Below are 17,921 nucleotides of genomic sequence, written 5' to 3'. Positions count from 1 at the left end.
CACGCCATGGCCTTCAGCGCATGAGCACTCAACCCATCGTCCTGGACACCAACATCGTTCTCGATGTGTTTGTCTTCAACGACGCGGCGGCGCTTCCGGTCAGGCAGGCGCTGGAAGCCGGCGAGCTCGACTGGCTGGCCACGCAAGCCATGCGCGACGAGCTGGCGCGTGTGCTGGCCTACCCGCAAATCGTGCCGCGCCTGGCGTTTTACCAATTGAGCGCCGACGACGTGCTGGCCGCCTTTGACCGGCATGCGCGCATAACCGAGGTCGCCCCCAAAGCCAGCGTGACCTGCAGCGACCCCGATGACCAGAAATTTATCGACTTGGCTGTGAGCCACCAAGCGCAGTTGTTGAGCAAAGACAGGGCAGTAACTTCAATGGCAAAACGGCTTCTGACCCACGGTGTACTTGCGCAAGCAGCTATTTAATCCGAAGTATGACGCGCAACTGCGAGCCCATCACCAAGGGAGTCAGGCTCCAACTCCCCAGCGCTGTCGCTGCAAGCTCATGCAAGCGTCTTGCGAATATCCTTGGTCAGCAAATACAGATGGGCGGCATCAATTGGCGAAGGCTCAAAACCGTAGCCTTGGTAAAAGCGCACGGCAGCCTCGTCCTTGGCATGCACCATCAGCGCGCGGCAACCAATGACTTCGCAGGCCTGCAGGTATTTCAATAACGCACTTTGCAGCAGGCTGCGTCCCACGCCTTGGCCTTGCGTACGTGCATCCACCGCCAGCCGTGCCAGCAGCAGCATGGGAATGGGATGGCGCGCCAAGCCCTTGCTCACGCGTTGCGGAACTGCCGTATGTTCAACCGATGCGGCCGCCAGGCTGTAGTAGCCAAACACCTGTCCCTGTGCCACGGTGACAAACGTTCGGGCGCTGCCGTTGGCCTGGTTGGCCAGTGCGTAGCGTTGCAAAAACTGATTGAGTGCCGCCGCGCCGCAATCAAAAGCCTGGGTGTCGTGCTCTGCCGTGAGCAGCTCGGGCTGGCTGAAGACCAGGGCCTGCGCGGATGGCCCTGGCATCAAGCAAATACGCCGGGCTTGGCAAACAGCCGTTTGAGCCCAGGCAACTCCCGAGCCGGGGCATCCAGTGCCTGGTTGAGAGCCTTCATTTGACGCTCGGTCAGCGTGAATCGGGTTTGATCACCCAACACGCGTGTGGCTGCATCACGCGACGCGTTCAACACAAAAGCGCTCAGGGACTGGTCCTGCAGCTGGGCTGCTTTCTCCAGCGCGGCTTTGAGTTCTGCCGTGGCGCGTATTTCAATGCGTTCGGCTCGGGTGGATGCATTCATGGGGCATGGGTTTGTGAAGTGTTTGGTTATTTTCCGTACAAAATACGTACATGTCAAGTTGTTAAGTAAGATGGGTCCGATGCCAGTTTCCTGCACGCAGAGACTCAAGATCAATCGGATTCCAGCCAAAGATAAGGACGCAATTCGCGATACCCACCGCGACGCGGCAGATACACTTTGCGTCATAAGAGCCCCATCTAGTTCAGGATTTTTTCATGAAGACCCCCTCCGCATCCCCTGCCTCCACAACGCCTGTTTCCTCGTCGCCCGCCACGCCCTGGATGGAAACCGAGGCGTTTGACGAACTCGACACCATCCTGGATGACCTGCGCACCCGCTATGACGAAACACCGCAGTGGGAGTTTTGTGAAGGCTTCATGGCCGCGGTGATTTGTTCGCGCCGCCCGATTGACGCAGATGAATACCTGCCGGTGTTGCTGGCCACGCCGGCCGAGGGCGAAGCGCCCGACGCCGAAGGCGGCTCATTTGCCAACGAGGCGCAACGCGAACGCTTTCTCACGCTCTGGAACCAGCGCTGGAACGAAGTGGCCACGGCGCTTGATTCGGAAGTGGACTCGCTCGAAGACGACAACTGCTACCACCCTGAAGTGATGGACGTTCGGGGTGCCGTGGCCGACATGCCGCCCGAGGAGCGAGCCGCCTTCAAGGGCGAAGAGCTGCCCGCGTTTGCCCAGGTCTGGGCACTGGGTTTCATGTTTGCCGTGGAAAGCTGGCCCGAGGAATGGGCCGCACCGCGCGACAAGGACGCCGCCAAATGGCTGGACGGCGCCCTGCAGGCCGTGGTGGCCATGACCGAAGACGACGAGGCCGCACCGGAAGTGTCACCCCTGAGCGAAGACGGCGCGCCCAGCACCAGCATTGCCCGGCTCAATGCGTTTGGCGAGGCGATCTGGGCGGTGTATGACCTGCGTGAGCTGTGGCAGACCTTGGGCCCCAAGGTGGAGACGGTGCGCAAGGAGGTCACGCCTGGACGCAATGATCTTTGCTACTGCGGTAGCGGGAAGAAATACAAGAAGTGCCATGGCGCGGGGTGATGGTGAGAGCCTGAAGAGCGGGGCTGAGTGCTTCTGACTTTGTAGCGGATGGTGATCGCATCTAGAGGGCTTGTGGTTGATTTGATGGTCAAAAGAGTTTTTTGACCTTTCAAGCAAGACAGCGCCGCTCAACGTTTGAATTAGGCGTCTGCTAGGAACTTGTCGAAGCCTTCATAGATTTGAGCGCCATGTTCTTGGCGAGCATGCCGGGACTCGCCCCGGCGGGCGACTTACTTTCTCTTGCGTCGCCAAGAGAAAAGTAAGCAAAGAGAAGGCGACCCGAAGTCTGGGTCCCTTCGCTGCGCTACGGGCAACCTGCGCTGCTCGACTCCGGCGGGGGTCCGCAGAACTCGCTACGTTGCACTTCGCTCAAACAACTGCGGCCCTGATCCCGCCTGCATCTGCGCTGCTCGGCCCAGCCACACGGGTGGGGAACAGACAGCAATACCGAATACACAAAGAAAATACCAAGACCAACAAGGACACGCCGTGGCGTGTCCTTGTGGTTTTAGGTATTCGGGTTCTGGTATTTGGCTGTTTGGTGTTTCTGGTCCACCCCTTCTGTCTGCGCCGAGGAGCGCAGGGCCAGGCGGATCAGGGATCGCGATTGTTTGAGCGCAGCGAGTTGAGCGAGACCCCGCCTGGACCGAGCACCGCAGGCTGCCCGCAGCGAAGCGGAGGGACGCAGACAGCAGGGTCGCCTTTTGTTTGGTTACTTTATTTTGGCGAAACAAAATAAAGTGACGAGCCGCCGGGCTCCCCCCGGCTTGGTCGTGAAGGGCACCTGCTCTCTTCAACAAAGACCGGCCTCTTGGCTCTGTTTCTCAGGAATTCAAGCGGGTTCCATCAGCTAGCAAATCACGCGCTGCTAGCCCCCATCCCAGCCTTCCCCCAATGGGTGAAGGAGCAAATCAGGCTAACCGGGGTAGACCGGCTCGCAGCGCACCTCGGTCTTGACCGAGTTGGCAATGAAGCAGGCCTCATGCGCCTCGTGGTGCAGCTTGTCCAGCTCTTCGCGTGTGGGCAGGCGCTCGCCCGAAAACGCAACATCGGGCTTCAGCGTGACGACGGTCATGGCCATCTTCCCGTCGGCATTTCTTTCCATGACGCCGGTGGCCGCGTCGAAGTAGCGGTCGACGCAAAACTTTCGTTTCGCGGCAATCGACAAAAACCAGAGCATGTGGCAGCTGGACAGCGAGGCCACAAAGGCTTCCTCGGGATCCAGCGCCGACGCATCCGACATCGGCAGCGGCACCACGTGCGGCGACGAGGAGCCCGGCACCTGCAGGCCACCGTCAAACAGCAGCAAATGGCGGCGGCTGTAGTGGTTGCCCAGAAAGTCGCCGTCGTTGCGCAGCCATAAAACTTCTGCGGTGTAGCGAGCCATGTTCAAACCCGATCCAGCTCAGGCAAAGCAAAGAACTCCAGCAGGGCCTGCGCCACCGCCTGGGGCTGCTCTTCGGGAATGAAATGCCCCGCCGGCATGGTATGCCCCGCCACGATGCCGCTGCATTGTTCCTGCCACAACGCCATCGGGTTGAAGAGCCGGTGCACCACGCCGCGCTCACCGCTGAGCACTAGCATGTCGCAGCCCACCTTGAGGCCGTGCGCGCGGCTTTCACGGTCGTGCTCCAGGTCGATGCGGGCGCTCGCGCGGTAGTCTTCGCAGGCCGTGTGCAGTGCTTCGGCATTGCAGAAGCACCGCTCGTACTCGGCCAGCGCCTGCGGTTCTATGTAGCCGAGTCCGGAGCTGCCCCAGCCGCCCAGTTTGGCATGCAGATAGGCTTTGGCCGTCTCCAGGTGGTTGGCGCCCATCATGATTTCCGGCAGCGGGGCCGGCTGCAGCATGTGAAACCAGTGGTAGTAGGCCTGGGCAAACGCCATGTAGGGCTCGGTCATGCCGCGCCCCTCGTACATGTCCAGCGTCGGGGCAACGTCGATGACGCAGAGTTTTATCACGCGGGCTGCATGGTCCAGCGCCAGCCGGTGTGACACCCGCGCGCCGCGGTCGTGGCCGCACAGAAAAAAGCGGTCCACACCGAGGGCGCTCATCACCGCCACCATGTCGTGGGCCATGTTGCGCTTGCTGTAGTTGCTGTGGTCCGGCAGGCCCGGTGTTTTGGATGAGTCGCCATAGCCGCGCAGGTCGGGCATCACCAGGAAGTAGTGCTGGGCGAGGCGCTCCGCGACCCGGTGCCACATCACATGCGACTGCGGGAAGCCGTGGATCAGCAGCAGGGCCGGGCGCGGCGCATCGCCGAGCGCCACTTTGGAAAAGCGCGTTTGGATGGAGGCCCCATTGACCTCGAAGCTGCGCGACTCAAAGCCGTCAAACCAGGTCATTATTCAACTCCCGTGTGATGTCAGGTATTTTTGCAGATTTGCCGCCGCCTGCGCCCTGACTTTTTGTCGCAAAAACGGTGTCCAGCCCAGCAGCAGGCCGGGCAGGCCCAGGGCCTGGCGCGACCAGGCCCAGAAATCAAAGCGGTCGCGGTGACGGGTGATCAGGCCCTGCTCATTGAATTCAAATACCCCGTCGATCATGTTGTGCACCATACGCCCCGTTGTGCTGAAACGGTAGTCGGCCTCCCAGTGGGCCTTGCCGCTGCGCGCATCGGCTTCAATGCCACTGTACGCCAGCTTCCAGACATCTGCCCCCTTGGCCCGGGTCACGTCACAGAGCATGCGCCACATTCCGGTGACCTGTGGGTGGCCGCGCAGGGAAAACACCTCGTCGTCAAATTGCGCATCCGGCGCATAACAGGCGGCCATGGCCTCCGCGTCGAGGCGGGCAAAGGCTGCATAGAAGCTTTCAAGCTGGCTCTGGTTCGGGTGCATGCGACTCCTTGGATGACTGACGGGTCTCTGGTCATTTTCTTGGCCGCACCGGGCCTGCACCGGAGCGCGACCGCCACCGCCTCGGCGTTGCCCGCGAGTTGTGTCCCTCTGCGCCGCGCCTGTCAGGGGGTGGGTTGCAATAACTCCACCAGACGCTGCAGCGCATGCCGTACCGTGGCTGCCCGCACGGCGGCCCGGTCTCCGTCAAAACGCCGGACTTCTGAAACCACCTGGCCCGGCAGCGCAAAACCAAACCATACCGTACCCACCGGCTTGGCCGCACTACCGCCCGTCGGACCGGCCACGCCGGTGACGGCAACCGACACCTGCGCCGGCGAACGGCTCAGGGCCCCCGTGGCCATGGCGCAGGCCACTGCCTCGCTGACGGCGCCGTGTTTCTTGATGAGCGCAGCGTCCACCCCGAGCAACTCGGTCTTGGCGGCGTCGGAATAGGTCACAAAGCCGCGTTCAAACCAGTTGCTGGAGCCGGAAAGATCCGTGCAGGCGGCAGAGATCATGCCGCCGGTGCAGCTTTCGGCGGTGGCCATCATCCATTGTTTTTTCTGAAGAAAATCAGCCACCAGCCCAACAAGTTCCGGGGTAGATCGCTCGCCCATGGATGGCAATTGAGTGCTCACCAGATTCTCCAGAGGGCGATCACCAGCAGGGTGCAGAACGCGGCGACGATGTCGTCGAACAGGATGCCAAAGCCGCCACGGGCACCCAGGCCCTTGAAGTGCCGGTCGGCCCAGGCCACGGGCCCCGGCTTGACCGCATCAAAAAAACGGAACAGGCCAAATGCCACCAGCTGGCCCCAGAAGCCCGCAGGCATCACCAGCCACAGCACCAGCCAGAAAGCCACCACTTCGTCCCAGACGATGCTGCCGGGGTCCAGCACCCGCATGTTTTTTGCCGTGACGGTACAGGCCCACCAGCCCACCAGCGCAGAGGCGGCAATCAGCCAGCCCATCTCTGCCGGCGCCAGCCAGTGCTGCAGCACCAGAAATGACAGCCAGGCCCACAGGGTGCCGGCCGTGCCGGGTGCCACCGGGCTGAGGCCAGAGCCAAAACCCAGGGCGATGAAATGCGCCGGATGCGCCAGCAGAAACCGGGCGTTGGGCCGGGTTCCGGGCGGGTTGAGGGGCTCTGGCGGAGGGGGGGAATCGCTCATGGTGGTCATGGGGTAGTTCTGGTTTTTTCAAACCATTCGGTCCAATGGTCGATGCAGGCCCTGATTTTGGGCAGGCGGTGGCGGCTGGTAAGCGTAACCGCGTAAACGGGGCTGGGCTGGTCATCGACGAAGTCCGCCAGCACCGGCACCAGCAGGCCCTGGCGCACCAGTGGCTCGGCCACCAGGGTGGCCATGCGCGAGATGCCCAGGCCATGCAGGGCGAGCTTGGTGGTGATGCCCGTGCTGTCCGAGCGCCAGCAGGCTTCGGCCGCGATCATGCTGGATTGGCCCTTGCTCTGGAACGGCCAGCGATTGAGCATGGGCACGGCGCTGTTCGTGATCAGCTTGTGGCGGCGCAGCTCGTCGGGATGCCTGGGCGTGCCATGCGCCTGCAGGTAGCCCGGCGTGGCATACAGCCGGCGGCCCAGCGCGCCGATTTGCCGCGCTACCACGGTGTCAGTGGGTGGCACACCGGTGCGGATGGCGATATCGATGCCGTCGTGCGCCATGTCCACCAGCCGGTCTTCCACCTGGAATTCCACGCACAGCCGCGGGTGGCACTGGTGCAGGCTTGCGAGGCTGGGCACCAGCAGGTATTCGGCGATCACGGTGCTGGCGGCCACGCGCACCCAGCCGCTGGCTTGCCGGGTCTGCTGGGCAAATTCGCCTTCCAGCTCGTCGAGCGTGCCCATCATGCGGCGGCAGTACTGCAAAAAAGTTTCACCCTCGGCCGTGGGCGCCAGGCCGTGGGTGGAGCGGTGGATCAGCCGCGCGCCGCAGGCTTTTTCAATGCGCGCCAAGGTGCGCGAGACCTGGCTGACTGGCACTTCGCGCTCGCGCGCCACGGCCGAGAGCGTGCCCAGCTCGGCCACGCGGGCGAACAGGTGCATGTCGTCGAAGTCGAGGTGGCGCATGGGCCAATGGTAACCAGCACGCTTCCAGCGGCTTTGCAGTGGATGCAAAACCCATTTGCGCCACCTGCCGTTTCCGGCGTGGCAGCCCTTGCCTAAAGTGGCTTCATCCCCATCGCAACGAAAGGAAGCGTCATGAACAGCAAGATCAATCCAGCCGAATACGGCCGCCTGATGGATGCGGCCAAACTTCAGGCTCGGCAGTTGCGGCGCCAGGCGAGCGAGGAATTCTGGAGCGGGACAGGCCGGGCCGCCGTGCGGGTGCTGCAAGCTGCGCGCCGTAGCGCCTGGTGGCTGCTGCGTCGCGTCGCGCCCGAGCACCGGCACGAGGCCTGAAAGACCAACCCTTGCTTTCGGGACCCTCACCAGGCGTGATGCTGGTTGCCCTTTTGTCATACCGGTTTCACACAGACCCGGCACAGTTCAGCCACTAAATGGAGGATGAGCATGTCGGTGTTGAAACAAATGAATGCGTTGACCATTGCGGCCGCCTGTGCACTGTGCCTGGCCTCGGGCGGCAGCCGTGCCGAGCTTGCGCCGGCGCCAGCGGTGGAGGCCGTCCTGGCGGGCCATGCCACCCTCCCCGCCACCGGCGCCGTGAAAGCGCCGGGCGATGCCGGTGCTTTTTTTGCCACGGCCGGCAAATTCGCCAATGCCAGGCGCCAGCGCAACGAGCAACTGGGCTCTGAGGCGGCCAACACCTTTGTGGGGGATGCCAAATACCCGCGCACCTCGGGCGGCACGCTGCCGATGAAAGGCCAGTCGGTGCAGGGCTTTTCCGGCATCGTGTCGGTGGGGAAGGGTGAATTTCTGGTGCTGACCGACAACGGTTTTGGCAACAAGGTCAATTCGCAGGATGCGCTGCTGATGGTGCACCGGATGTCGGTGAACTGGAGCAAGGGTCAAGTGGTGCGCCGCGGCACCATCTTTTTGAGCGACCCCCATAAACGCGTGCCCTTTCACATCCAGAACGAAAACACGCAGCGCCGCTACCTCACCGGCATCGATTTCGACCCCGAGTCGATCCAGGTGGTGGGCAATGAATGGTGGATTGGCGACGAGTTCGGTCCCTACATCCTGCGCACCGACTTTCAGGGCCGCGTGCTGGGTGTGATCGAGACGGTCGTCAATGGCAAGCTGCTGGCTTCCCCTGATCACTACATGCAGGGCCGCCTACCCAACCTGCCCGGCGAGGCATTGTTTGAAGTGCGCCGCTCCAATGGTTTTGAAGCCATGGCCAAGTCGCCCGATGGCAGCAAGCTCTACCCGATGTTTGAAGGCCCGCTGTTCGATGCGGCCACCAGGGGCGTGGAGAAGCTGGGCGACAAAACCTATGTACGCATCAATGAAGTCGATGTGGCCTCGCGCCGCTACACCGGCAAGCAGTGGAAATACCTGCTGGAAGAAGTGGGCAACGTCGCCGCTGATTTCCAGATGCTGGACGCCACGACCGGCCTGGTGATTGAGCGCGACGATGCCACCGAAGGCCAGGCGCCGGCTTGCCCCAACGAAGCGCGCACCGACTGCTTTACCCGCCCGGCACGTTTCAAGCGTGTTTACAAGATTGATTTGTCGGCTGTGGATGCCGACGGCTTGGTGCGCAAGGTCGCCTACATTGACCTGACCCGTATCGCCAACCCGAATCGGCTTGCCCGCCTGGGTCCGAATGAAGCCAATTTTGTGCTGCCGCACCTGGGCCCCGAAGGGCTGGCGATTGTCGATGCCACGCACATTGTGCTGGTCAATGACAACAACTTCCCGTACTCGTCAGGCCGTGTGATCGGCAAGCCCGATGACAACGAGCTGACCCTGCTGGACATTCGTGCGCTGGTGGAGGTGAAGTAACTGTGAGGTGAGGCGAGGCGGGGCGGGGGGCGCGGTAGCGCCTGCTTGCTGCCCCGGAGAGTCAGGCGGCAGCTATGGGGGCGCAAATAATGGCTGCTGCCGTGTCAGGCAAAGTGGTCGAATGACGAGAACCCGCCGGGCATGAACTGCCCCTGGGCATCGACCAGCCGCAAGCCGGTCTCGCTCTCGATACTGCCAATGCGTGTGACCGGCGTTTGTGCCAGCTGCGAGGCGGCCCGCACGGCATCACGGGCGGACATGGGCGCCGTGAAGGCCAATTCGTAATCGTCGCCGCCCGAGAGCACGAATTCAAGCTGTTTTTCTTGGGAAATAGCGGCCCTCTCCACGGCCAGACGTGAGCCGGCAGCGGCCAAATCCATAGCGAGTTCGGTGTGGATGGTGGCACCGACGCGGGAGGCCGTGAGGATATGGCGCAGGTCGCCCAGCAGCCCGTCGCTCACGTCGATCGCGGCGCTCGCCACGCCGCGCAAGGCCTGGCCCAGCGCCACCCGGGGCGTGGGCTGCTCCAGGCGGGTGCGGGCTTGCGCCAGTGCCTCGGCGGGCAGCTGCAGGGTGCTGCGCAGGGCCTCCAGCGCCAGCCGCGCATCGCCCAGCGTGCCGCTCACATACAGGTCATCGCCCGCCCGCGCGCCCGAGCGCAGCAGGGCCTGGCTCCTGCCGCCCACCACAGGGACCTCGCCGAACACGGTGATGCAGATATTGAGCGGCCCCTGCGTCGTATCGCCGCCGACCAGCTCGCAGCCGTGCGCATCGGCCAGGTGCAGCAGGCCGCGCGAGAAGGGCTCCAGCCAAGCCTCGTCGGCGCGCGGCAGGGCGAGCGCCAGCGTGAAGGCCAGCGGTGTCGCGCCGCAGGCGGCCAGGTCGCTCAGGTTGACCGCCAGTGCCTTGTGACCCAGCGCGAAAGGATCGACATCCGGAAAAAAATGCCGTCCCTCGACCAGCATGTCGCTGGAGATGGCCAGTTGCGTGCCCGGCGTCGGCTGCAGCAGCGCGCAGTCGTCGCCCACGCCGAGCACGGCACGGCGTGCAGGACGTGTGAAGTAGCGCGCGATCAGATCAAACTCACCCATGGGGCCAAGCATACAGGCAGTGCGCCTGCCCGGTCAGGGCAGCTGGGTATGCGTCACGCCGCCGCGAAAGCGTTGCGCCGCCTGCCGGATGACTTCGGCCAGCAGGCGCTCCTCGCCCTGTTTCTCGCGCAGCCAGCGGGCGTCGTTGTCGCTCCGCTCCACGCTGGTCTGCAGCAGGTGCAGCGAGGCGCCGGCGCCCACCGCGCCGGCATGGCGAGCAATCTGCTCCATGGTCATCAGGATGTGTTCGCGCAGCGGCATGTGGCCGCCGGTGGCCGGGTCCACATAGACGGCGTCCAGGCCGAAGCGGCAGGCCTGGAAGCGGTTGTAGGTGTAGACGAGGTAGTCGTCTTCCGTCGGCATGAAGGGCTGCTCGTTCATGAACCACGAGGCCAGCGACTGCACGAAGCCCGCCAGCGCCGTGGCACGCTCCACCGTGAGCGGTGTGTCGAACACCCGGATCTCGATGGTGCCGAATTCCGGTTTGGGCCGGATGTCCCAGTAAAAGTCCTTCATGCTCTTGACCACACCGGTGCGCGTCATCTTGTCGAAGTACACGGTGAAGTCGTCCCAGGTCAGCGCAAACGGGGCGCGGCCCGACAGCGGAAAGGCAAACACCGAGTTGAGTCGCGCCGAGTCAAACGCCGTGTCCTGACCCTGCACATAGGGCGACGAGGCCGACAGCGCGATGAAATGGGGGATGTAGCGTGACATGCGGTGCAGCGTCAGCAGCGCGCTGTCTGCATTCGGGCAGCCCACATGCACATGCTGGCCGAAAATCGTGAACTGCTTGGAGAGGTAACCGTAGAGCTCGGACAGCTCGCGAAAGCGCGGCTTGTCGTAAATGCGGCGTTCGTGCCACTGCTGGAACGGGTGCGTGCCGCCGCCGACCACGGCAATATTGAGTTTGTCGGCGCTTTTCACGAGCGCATCGCGGATCTGCGAGAGCTGGCCCAGCACTTCCGACGACGAGTTGCAGACCCCGGTGGAGATTTCAATCATGCTCGAGGTCATCTCGGGCACCACCGCACCGGGCAACGGGATTTTGTGCATCAGGCGCAGCATGTCCTCGGCATAGGGGGCCAGGTCATAGTCATGCGTGTTCACCAGCTGCAGCTCAAGCTCCACGCCCAATGACAAGGCGGCAGATTTATGGAAGGTTTCAAGACTCATGACGGGGTCCTGCAGGGGGGTTGCGCCGCAGCGGCGGCCAGGGGGTTGAACTTTCGCCGGCGCGGTAGATGGCCACCGTGGCCAAAATGGCACCGAGCACCCCCATCAGCAAAATGGCCGGCAACGCCACCCCGGCAATCTGCCGCCCCAGCGCGCCGGAAGCGGCCACAAACTGCGACACCAGCAGCAGCGTCACCGACGACATCGGGGACATGGCGCAGCCGACCCACAGCGCCTGCTTCCAGCTGGCACCACTGCCAACATTGCCCAGCGCCACGCCGATAATCTTGGCCAGCATGCGTGCCACGACCAGTGCCAGCACCAGGCCCGCTACCGGGCCGCTCCAGTCGGCCTGGGCTGCCACCACCGACACCAGCACAAACATCAGCATGGTGAGCATGGATGAGGCCGTGCCCATTTGCCGCGGCCAGGACCAGGGGCGCGGATTGAGCTGCTTGAGCAGCATGCCGCCCAGCAGTGCCGCCAGCGGCGCGGAACCGCCAAAGTTGGCGGCCAGCGCGGCGCCGGCCGCAATCAGCGCGAGCAGCAGGATGGCGGTGTTCTCACTGGTGGGGCTCATCACGCGCAGTGCGGTGCGCAGCGTGAGTGCCAGCACGGCGCCGACCACCACCGACAGCCCGAGCACCACCAACACCGGATAGAGCGAGTTCGTCAGCTCGGCTTCGCCCCGCGGCATCATCCCCGCGCGGGCGCTGCAAAGCGTCAGGGCATACAAGGTGCTGAGGGTGGACAGCACCTGCGCCCGCTCAGTGACGGGGCCCGCAGCCCGCGTGTCGATGGCCACGCGAGCCAGCACGGCGGGCGATGCGGCGATGGCCAGCAGGGCCAGGGATTCGGCGACGACTTCGCGCACGCCCATATAGTCCAGCGCCCAGCGCACCAGGAAGAAGGTCAGCGTGGATTCGGCCAGGCTTTGCACCAGCACCATGGGGTTGTGGCGAAACCAGCGCAGCGGAATACGGCCGCCCGCCTCAAACAGCACGACCGCGACGCCCAGTTCCAGCAGGAAGAGCCCGATACCCTGCAACGGCCAGGCAGCGCCCGTGAATCCGGCCAGACCGGCTATGCCCCCGAGGGCCGAATAGCCGATGACCTTGGGCAGGCCGGTGTAACGGTTCACCAGATGGCCGGAAGCGGCTGCCAGGGCCAGCAGGATGGACCACTGCACCGTAGGCAACCCTGCCGATGGCTTGATCCACTCGGCCCAGATGGCCAGGATTTCATTCATGCAGGAGGCTCTCCACTCTGGTCAGGACTCTGCAGCCACGCCTGCCGCGGGGGAGAGGCAAAGGCGGGTGCGCTTTTGGTTGGCCAGCAGTTATAGCTTGAAGCCCGGCCGTCACTCGAGAAGCGACGATGCGTTGCACTAATTTACAGGTGTCATGGCGCCCGCCCTGTAGGACAATAACTGAAACCACCTGATGGCCGGACAGCGGTCCGCCGTGACGGCACTACGCCGGCATGAAGAAGCTGCGTGCTTGGGTGCGCCAGCGGGCCCAGATGGCTGCGCGAATGCGGGCGCGGTCCACCCCGCTGACGTTGTGGGCCTGCAGGGCTAAACGGAACGCGAGGTAAAAACTCACACCCAGGTTCAGCGCCCCAATGAGGGGAATCGCGGCCATGCACCACCAGATCGCCGGGTGCCGGAAAGCCTCAAAACCGAGCGAGGCGCCGGCCGCAGCGAGTTGCCCTGTCGACAGCGTGACGTGGCGTGCTTCGAGTTCGATGCCGAAGAAGCCGGTGAACGCCGGGATCAGGCCCAGCATGAAGCCCAGGGCAATGTTGGAGGCAAAGCCGGAAATGTTTTCGCGCATGAAGGCTGACCAGCGCGCCGCCCGTTCACTTCCCAGGGCGCTGGTAAAGCGCGGGTTGTAGCGCATGGCCGAATCAAGCCGGTGCAGCACAAACCAGTTCTCGGCCCACCCGGCGATCATGCTGGCGGAAAACAGCAGAACGCCGGTGAAGGCTGCCCAGAGCAGCGTCGGGCCCAGCAGCGTCAGCGTGGCCAGGATATGGCGGGCTTCCTCGTGGCTGATCATCGGATGCCCCAGCAGCAGCAGGATCAGCGCGTTGATCAGCAGCACGGCCGGCACGACCATGAACACGTTGCCGAACACGGCCGCCACCTGCGAGCGCACCAGGTGCGTCACCTCATCGACAAAATCCTCCACGGCATTCGTGGCCTCGGCCGATCCGATGTCCTTGAGCTTGGCCGCCATGGCGGGCGCCGTCATCGCCGGTTGCTTGGTGGCCAGCGTGAAATGCAGCAGCTGGATCATGACGAAGGTGCCGGCGTAGGCCACGCTGGCCCAGAAGCCGCTCCAGAAAGCCGACAGTCCGATGCCCACCACGATGAATTTGAGCAGCGTGGTGAAGGCCGTGACCGCACCGCCGCCCATGGCCTTGCCCAGCATGTCGCGGTATTCCTCGCGGTTGCGGGTGATGTAGCGCTCGCCGGTTTCGGCGCTGCGCTCGGCCATCTTGGCCGACAGCAGGGTGGAGTTGGCGCTGATCAGCGCGCCGATACTTTTACTATCGTGTCCGATGACCACCCGCCGCACCAGCAGCTTGAGTGCGGCCATGGCCGGTTTGGGTGAGAGCAGGGCGTCCAGCAGTTCCCGCACACGCATCATGCGCTCGCGCAGCTGGCGCAGGCGGAACACCATGCCGACCGAAATGCCGTTTTCCTCGATGTGCGCATAGACGCTGTTGACCGCCTGGCGACAGGCGTCAAGCCGCCCGCGGTACTGCGTGACGGCGGCCTGAAGCTGCGCCTCGTCACGTTCGGGGTTGAAGAAAATGCTGCGAAGTTCTTCGATGTCGGACGGCAGGGCGTGAAATGCCCGCGCGTGGGGCGTGGCCCGGTCCATGCGCAGCCGCAACTCCGGCGCGAAACCGGTGGCACGGATTTGGGCCGTGCAGTAGGTCAGTGCGTCCACCAGGCTGTACTGCCAGTGCAGGGTGTCCAGCTGGCCATGGGGTGACAGCAGGCAGGCCAGCTGGTCGATCTGCGGCTCTTCCAGGGCGCCCATCCATTGGGCATCGAAACGCCTCGGCGCCACCAGCGGGAACAACTCCGACGCATCGGTGGTTTCGGGCGTGCCCGGCAGCATCTTGCGGCGCAGGCGTTCGCCGAGTTCGCTGACAAAAGCCGTGCGGGGTGCAAAGCCAAAGTCCGCCAGCAAGGTGGTGATGTCGACCGTCTGTATCAGCTGCTGCCACCAGGCCTGCAGGCGGCGCTGAACGTCCGGCTGCGCCTCGGCGGCCTCCAGGAAAGCCTGTACCCGCGCCACGGCGGCCTGGACCGAGGTCTGGTCGCCGCGAATCCAAGCGAACAACCTGATCAGCCACACATGGCGCCCGGTCAGGTCGGCATCGGGGTTCAGCGCCCGGAGCAGGGTGGGCAGGTCTTTCATCGGCCGGGTCAATGCAGGACGCGGCCGGCCGGATTGCCCCCCTGGTGCGCCTCAAGCACAAACATCGGGATGGCCACTTCGAAGCGCGTGCCGTCTTCCGCCACACAAAAATAACTGCCGTGCATGGTGCCGGTCGGCGTGCGCAGGCGTGAGCCGCTGGTGTACTGGAAGGACTCGCCCGGCTTGAGCAGCGGCTGGTGGCCCACCACGCCCAGCCCCTTGACTTCTTCGGTGTGGCCGTTCGCGTCACTGATGATCCAGTGGCGGGAGATCAGCTGGGCGGCCACATCGCCGGTATTGGTGAGCGTGACGGTATAGGAAAACCCGTAAATCAGGTCTTCGGGCGCTGACTGGTCAGGTTGGTACTGGGGGACGACTTCGCAGGAAAAATGGTATTTGGACATGGCTGGAAAAACTGTGGGCGTCCATATTAACCGCCTCAACCCGTGCCGGTGTAACGGCCCCCCCGGCAGCGGGGGCGGCTTGCTGCGACAATCGCCCCATGAGTAAAACCACGCCGCCCACCTACCGGATTGCTCCGTCCATTTTGTCCGCCGACTTCGCCCGCCTCGGTGCTGAACTTGAGGCCGTCATTGCGGCGGGGGCCGACTGGATCCACTTTGATGTGATGGACAACCACTACGTGCCCAACCTGACTTTCGGGCCCATGATTTGCCAGGCGCTGAAACCCCACGCCAGAAAATCCGATGGCTCGCCGGTACCGATTGATGTGCACCTGATGGTGCAGCCCGTCGATGCGCTGGCTGCCGCGTTTGCCGATGCGGGCGCCGACCTGATCAGCTTCCATCCCGAGGCGTCCGGCCACGTGCACCGCAGCGTGCAGGCCATCAAAGCCAAGGGATGCAAGGCCGGGCTGGTGTTCAATCCGGCCTCGTCCATGGAGGTGCTGGACTGGGTCATAGACGACATAGACCTGATCCTGATCATGAGCGTCAACCCCGGCTTTGGCGGGCAGAGCTTCATCGACTCGGCGCTGCGCAAGATCGAGCAGGCGCGAAAACGCATTGATGCCTCGGGCAAGGACATCCGCCTGGAAGTCGACGGCGGCATCAAGACCGACAACATCGCGCGTGTGGCCGCCGCCGGCGCGGATACCTTTGTGGCAGGCAGCGCCATTTTTGGCAAACCCGACTACAAGGCGGTGATTGACGCGATGCGGGCCGCATTGGCGAACTGAGGCGGCGCGCCGGGGCGCAAAAAAGTGCCTCTGGTTTTAATGGAGGAGCCGGACCATGCATAACGTAGCGAGGCCGGGAGCGGGCGAGCTGCTCCATCCGGGTGCTGGTGCCATGACTGCCCCGGTGCAGCCGCACCGGCCCCGCGTTCTGGTGATTGACGATACGGCGGATATCCGCTATTTCCTCGAGGCCTTGCTGCGGGAGCGATACGAGGTGCTGGTGGCTGGCGATGGCGAGGCCGGCCTGCAATTGGCAAAGGGCAATCCGCGCCCCGGGCTCATCCTGCTGGACGTCATGATGCCCGCCATGGATGGCTATGAGGTCATGCGCCGGCTGGCAAGGGACCCGCGCACGGCCGATATCCCGGTCATTTTCCTCACCGCCCTCGGCAGCGTGGCGGATGAACAAAAAGGGCTGGATCTGGGGGCCACGGACTACATCACCAAGCCGATCAGCCCGCCCATTTTGCTGGCCCGCGTCAGGCTCCATCTGGAACGCAGCGCCAATGCCAAACGCCTGAAGGATTTGTCCGAGCAGCTGTCGCGCTACCTGGCGCCACAGGTCTACCAGTCGCTGTTCGACGGTTCCCGCCACGCCGAAATTCAGACGCAACGCAAGCGGCTGACCGTGTTTTTCTCCGACATCAAGGATTTCACCGCCTCGACGGCGCAATGGCAACCCGAAGAAGTCACACTGCTGCTGAACAGCTATTTCGCGGAGATGTCGCAGATCGCGGCGGAATACGGCGCGACGCTGGACAAATTCATCGGCGACGCCATCGTCATATTTTTTGGTGACCCCCACAGCCTGGGGCCGCGCCAGGATGCATTGCAGTGCGTGAGGATGGCGATGGCGATGCAAAAGCGCATGCAGGATTTGCAGCGGCGCTGGCGCAGCATGGGCATCAGCAAGGCGTTCGAGATACGTATCGGTATCAATTCCGGCTTCTGCGATGTGGGCAATTTCGGCAGTGCGCTGCGCATGGAATACACCATCATCGGGCGTGAGGTGAACCTCGCTGCCCGGCTTGAGCAGGCAGCCGAGCCCGGCGGGATCCTGATCTCCAGCGAAACCCATGCCCTGGTGCAGGGCGAAATCCTCGCTGATGCGCGGGAGCCCCTGCTGGCCAAGGGCTTTTCCGAGCCCATCGCCATCTATGCCGTTCGTAACACGGCCCTCGCCCCGGCAGGTGATGCCGGCATCATCCAGAGTGACAGGCCGGGACTGCGCATGGACATCGACCTGGGCCGGCTGACGGATGCGGAGCGGGCGCAAGCCGCTGCCCAGCTTCGCAAGGCGCTTGAGCGCCTGGAGGCGCCGGTGGCTGCCACCGCCGTGCCTGTCCCTGAAGTTGAAGCTGACGCTGCCCCCGAGGCCGGGGCGGTGGAGGTGAAGGTGGATTCAGCCAATGCTTTATTGCCCGACCACGTGGCGGGCCTGGACCTGGCGTTGGGACTGTCTCGCGCGATGGGGCTCAACCCGCTGTACGTCTCGATGCTCCGCCGCTTCCAGCAAAGCCACCCGCAAACGATCGCGCGCATCCGCCAGGCCCTGGCGGAAGGTGAGCTGAAAACGGCTGAGATGCTGAGCCATTCCTTGCGGGGTATCGCGGGGCAGATTGGTGCAACGCGTGTACCACATGACGCAGAAGCGCTGGAGCTGACCCTCAGTGAAAGCCTGTCGCGTGAAGCCATTGACGGGCGGCTGGCAGCGCTGGAGGTGTCCCTGGGCGAACTGATCGGCGCGCTGGATGCAGGCTTGCCGCCCGAAGCCGCTGCGCCTTGATCTTTCTGAGCCGGGGTCGGGGTAATATGCAGAGGCTGGTGCGCCAGAATCTGCGGGTATATTTTGGGGAGGTGCTTGCGGATGAGCCGACCCTCAAGCACCGGAATTTGACAG

At 63.8% G+C, this 17,921-nt stretch carries 19 protein-coding genes; 6 read left to right on the top strand and 13 right to left on the bottom strand.

Features of this window, described 5'->3' with window-relative positions; genetic code table 11:
• Positions 1–20: 20 nt before the first annotated feature.
• On the top strand, positions 21–431 hold the full coding sequence (locus tag AC1DS5_RS00235) for a putative toxin-antitoxin system toxin component, PIN family (RefSeq protein WP_477716239.1): 411 nt from the start codon (positions 21–23) through the stop codon (positions 429–431).
• Positions 432–508: 77 nt separating this feature from the next.
• Here AC1DS5_RS00235 and AC1DS5_RS00230 read toward each other — a convergent pair whose 3' ends face one another.
• Both AC1DS5_RS00230 and AC1DS5_RS00225 read right to left on the bottom strand, forming a co-directional pair.
• Entirely contained in the window at positions 509–1,030 is a 522-nt protein-coding gene (locus tag AC1DS5_RS00230) for a GNAT family N-acetyltransferase (RefSeq protein ID WP_477716238.1), read from the bottom strand.
• Positions 1,030–1,302, bottom strand: coding sequence for a type II toxin-antitoxin system TacA family antitoxin (locus AC1DS5_RS00225; protein ID WP_477716237.1), 273 nt, complete (start codon positions 1,300–1,302; stop codon positions 1,030–1,032). The genes AC1DS5_RS00230 and AC1DS5_RS00225 overlap by 1 nt, the downstream gene beginning before the upstream one ends.
• 215 nt (positions 1,303–1,517) lie before the next feature.
• Here AC1DS5_RS00225 and AC1DS5_RS00220 point away from each other — a divergent pair, with 215 nt between their 5' ends.
• The gene (locus AC1DS5_RS00220; RefSeq protein ID WP_477716236.1) at positions 1,518–2,357 is read left to right on the top strand and encodes a UPF0149 family protein; all 840 of its coding nucleotides are present in this window, start codon (positions 1,518–1,520) and stop codon (positions 2,355–2,357) included.
• Between the two features lie 916 nt (positions 2,358–3,273).
• Here the strand turns inward: AC1DS5_RS00220 and AC1DS5_RS00215 are convergent.
• The 6 genes from AC1DS5_RS00215 to AC1DS5_RS00190 all read right to left on the bottom strand — a co-directional run bounded on the left by AC1DS5_RS00215 (position 3,274) and on the right by AC1DS5_RS00190 (position 7,280).
• The gene (locus AC1DS5_RS00215; protein WP_477716235.1) at positions 3,274–3,744 is read right to left on the bottom strand and encodes an OsmC family protein; all 471 of its coding nucleotides are present in this window, start codon (positions 3,742–3,744) and stop codon (positions 3,274–3,276) included.
• Between the two features lie 2 nt (positions 3,745–3,746).
• A complete protein-coding gene (locus AC1DS5_RS00210) occupies positions 3,747–4,700 on the bottom strand; it encodes an alpha/beta fold hydrolase (protein WP_477716234.1) in 954 nt (317 codons plus the stop codon).
• A gap of 3 nt (positions 4,701–4,703) precedes the next feature.
• Entirely contained in the window at positions 4,704–5,195 is a 492-nt protein-coding gene (locus AC1DS5_RS00205; RefSeq protein ID WP_477716233.1) for a nuclear transport factor 2 family protein, read from the bottom strand.
• 122 nt (positions 5,196–5,317) lie between these two features.
• Positions 5,318–5,812, bottom strand: coding sequence for a CinA family protein (locus AC1DS5_RS00200; protein WP_477716725.1), 495 nt, complete (start codon positions 5,810–5,812; stop codon positions 5,318–5,320).
• Positions 5,813–5,829: 17 nt separating this feature from the next.
• Complete coding sequence (locus tag AC1DS5_RS00195) at positions 5,830–6,375, bottom strand: phosphatidylglycerophosphatase A family protein (protein ID WP_477716232.1); 546 nt, start codon at positions 6,373–6,375, stop codon at positions 5,830–5,832.
• Positions 6,372–7,280, bottom strand: a complete 909-nt coding sequence (locus AC1DS5_RS00190; RefSeq protein WP_477716231.1) for a LysR family transcriptional regulator — start codon at positions 7,278–7,280, stop codon at positions 6,372–6,374. Before AC1DS5_RS00190 ends, AC1DS5_RS00195 begins: the two co-directional genes overlap by 4 nt.
• 132 nt (positions 7,281–7,412) lie before the next feature.
• On the opposite strand from AC1DS5_RS00190, the gene AC1DS5_RS00185 reads away from it, so the two are divergent.
• Both AC1DS5_RS00185 and AC1DS5_RS00180 read left to right on the top strand, forming a co-directional pair.
• Positions 7,413–7,613, top strand: coding sequence for a hypothetical protein (locus AC1DS5_RS00185; RefSeq protein WP_477716230.1), 201 nt, complete (start codon positions 7,413–7,415; stop codon positions 7,611–7,613).
• A 111-nt stretch (positions 7,614–7,724) separates the two neighbouring features.
• Positions 7,725–9,122, top strand: a complete 1,398-nt coding sequence (locus tag AC1DS5_RS00180; protein ID WP_477716229.1) for an esterase-like activity of phytase family protein — start codon at positions 7,725–7,727, stop codon at positions 9,120–9,122.
• Between the two features lie 104 nt (positions 9,123–9,226).
• Here the strand turns inward: AC1DS5_RS00180 and thiL are convergent, their stop codons facing one another.
• From thiL to apaG, 5 genes are all read right to left on the bottom strand, one after another.
• The gene (gene thiL, locus AC1DS5_RS00175) at positions 9,227–10,213 is read right to left on the bottom strand and encodes a thiamine-phosphate kinase (protein WP_477716228.1); all 987 of its coding nucleotides are present in this window, start codon (positions 10,211–10,213) and stop codon (positions 9,227–9,229) included.
• A 33-nt stretch (positions 10,214–10,246) separates the two neighbouring features.
• Positions 10,247–11,386 (bottom strand): YbdK family carboxylate-amine ligase, encoded by a 1,140-nt coding sequence (locus AC1DS5_RS00170; RefSeq protein ID WP_477716227.1) that lies wholly within the window; start codon positions 11,384–11,386, stop codon positions 10,247–10,249.
• Complete coding sequence (locus AC1DS5_RS00165) at positions 11,376–12,635, bottom strand: cation:proton antiporter domain-containing protein (RefSeq protein WP_477716226.1); 1,260 nt, start codon at positions 12,633–12,635, stop codon at positions 11,376–11,378. The genes AC1DS5_RS00170 and AC1DS5_RS00165 overlap by 11 nt, the downstream gene beginning before the upstream one ends.
• 223 nt (positions 12,636–12,858) lie before the next feature.
• Positions 12,859–14,823, bottom strand: a complete 1,965-nt coding sequence (locus AC1DS5_RS00160; RefSeq protein WP_477716225.1) for a site-specific recombinase — start codon at positions 14,821–14,823, stop codon at positions 12,859–12,861.
• Positions 14,824–14,831: 8 nt separating this feature from the next.
• Positions 14,832–15,227: a Co2+/Mg2+ efflux protein ApaG gene (gene apaG, locus AC1DS5_RS00155; protein ID WP_477716224.1), complete on the bottom strand. Its 396-nt coding sequence runs from the start codon at positions 15,225–15,227 to the stop codon at positions 14,832–14,834.
• Between the two features lie 98 nt (positions 15,228–15,325).
• Between apaG and rpe the strand changes: the two genes are divergently transcribed.
• Complete coding sequence (rpe, locus tag AC1DS5_RS00150; RefSeq protein WP_477716223.1) at positions 15,326–16,021, top strand: ribulose-phosphate 3-epimerase; 696 nt, start codon at positions 15,326–15,328, stop codon at positions 16,019–16,021.
• Between the two features lie 55 nt (positions 16,022–16,076).
• Positions 16,077–17,807: an adenylate/guanylate cyclase domain-containing protein gene (locus AC1DS5_RS00145; protein WP_477716222.1), complete on the top strand. Its 1,731-nt coding sequence runs from the start codon at positions 16,077–16,079 to the stop codon at positions 17,805–17,807.
• The last annotated feature ends 114 nt before the right edge of the window (positions 17,808–17,921 follow it).

Source organism: Polaromonas sp. P4_H1 (genome assembly GCF_056400945.1).
The sequence above is the reverse complement of the archived record's forward strand: the minus strand, read 5'-3'. Positions and strand labels throughout refer to the sequence as shown.

Coding starts and splice junctions, on each gene's coding strand:
- AC1DS5_RS00160 (WP_477716225.1), bottom strand. CDS start 14,823: ATGAAAGACCTGCCCACCCTGCTCCGGGCGCTGAACCCCGATGCCGAC.
- apaG (WP_477716224.1), bottom strand. CDS start 15,227: ATGTCCAAATACCATTTTTCCTGCGAAGTCGTCCCCCAGTACCAACCT.
- AC1DS5_RS00225 (WP_477716237.1), bottom strand. CDS start 1,302: ATGAATGCATCCACCCGAGCCGAACGCATTGAAATACGCGCCACGGCA.
- AC1DS5_RS00170 (WP_477716227.1), bottom strand. CDS start 11,386: ATGAGTCTTGAAACCTTCCATAAATCTGCCGCCTTGTCATTGGGCGTG.
- AC1DS5_RS00180 (WP_477716229.1), top strand. CDS start 7,725: ATGTCGGTGTTGAAACAAATGAATGCGTTGACCATTGCGGCCGCCTGT.
- rpe (WP_477716223.1), top strand. CDS start 15,326: ATGAGTAAAACCACGCCGCCCACCTACCGGATTGCTCCGTCCATTTTG.
- AC1DS5_RS00210 (WP_477716234.1), bottom strand. CDS start 4,700: ATGACCTGGTTTGACGGCTTTGAGTCGCGCAGCTTCGAGGTCAATGGG.
- AC1DS5_RS00185 (WP_477716230.1), top strand. CDS start 7,413: ATGAACAGCAAGATCAATCCAGCCGAATACGGCCGCCTGATGGATGCG.
- AC1DS5_RS00215 (WP_477716235.1), bottom strand. CDS start 3,744: ATGGCTCGCTACACCGCAGAAGTTTTATGGCTGCGCAACGACGGCGAC.
- AC1DS5_RS00195 (WP_477716232.1), bottom strand. CDS start 6,375: ATGACCACCATGAGCGATTCCCCCCCTCCGCCAGAGCCCCTCAACCCG.
- AC1DS5_RS00235 (WP_477716239.1), top strand. CDS start 21: ATGAGCACTCAACCCATCGTCCTGGACACCAACATCGTTCTCGATGTG.
- AC1DS5_RS00230 (WP_477716238.1), bottom strand. CDS start 1,030: ATGCCAGGGCCATCCGCGCAGGCCCTGGTCTTCAGCCAGCCCGAGCTG.
- AC1DS5_RS00205 (WP_477716233.1), bottom strand. CDS start 5,195: ATGCACCCGAACCAGAGCCAGCTTGAAAGCTTCTATGCAGCCTTTGCC.
- AC1DS5_RS00165 (WP_477716226.1), bottom strand. CDS start 12,635: ATGAATGAAATCCTGGCCATCTGGGCCGAGTGGATCAAGCCATCGGCA.
- AC1DS5_RS00200 (WP_477716725.1), bottom strand. CDS start 5,812: ATGGGCGAGCGATCTACCCCGGAACTTGTTGGGCTGGTGGCTGATTTT.
- AC1DS5_RS00190 (WP_477716231.1), bottom strand. CDS start 7,280: ATGCGCCACCTCGACTTCGACGACATGCACCTGTTCGCCCGCGTGGCC.
- AC1DS5_RS00220 (WP_477716236.1), top strand. CDS start 1,518: ATGAAGACCCCCTCCGCATCCCCTGCCTCCACAACGCCTGTTTCCTCG.
- thiL (WP_477716228.1), bottom strand. CDS start 10,213: ATGGGTGAGTTTGATCTGATCGCGCGCTACTTCACACGTCCTGCACGC.
- AC1DS5_RS00145 (WP_477716222.1), top strand. CDS start 16,077: ATGCATAACGTAGCGAGGCCGGGAGCGGGCGAGCTGCTCCATCCGGGT.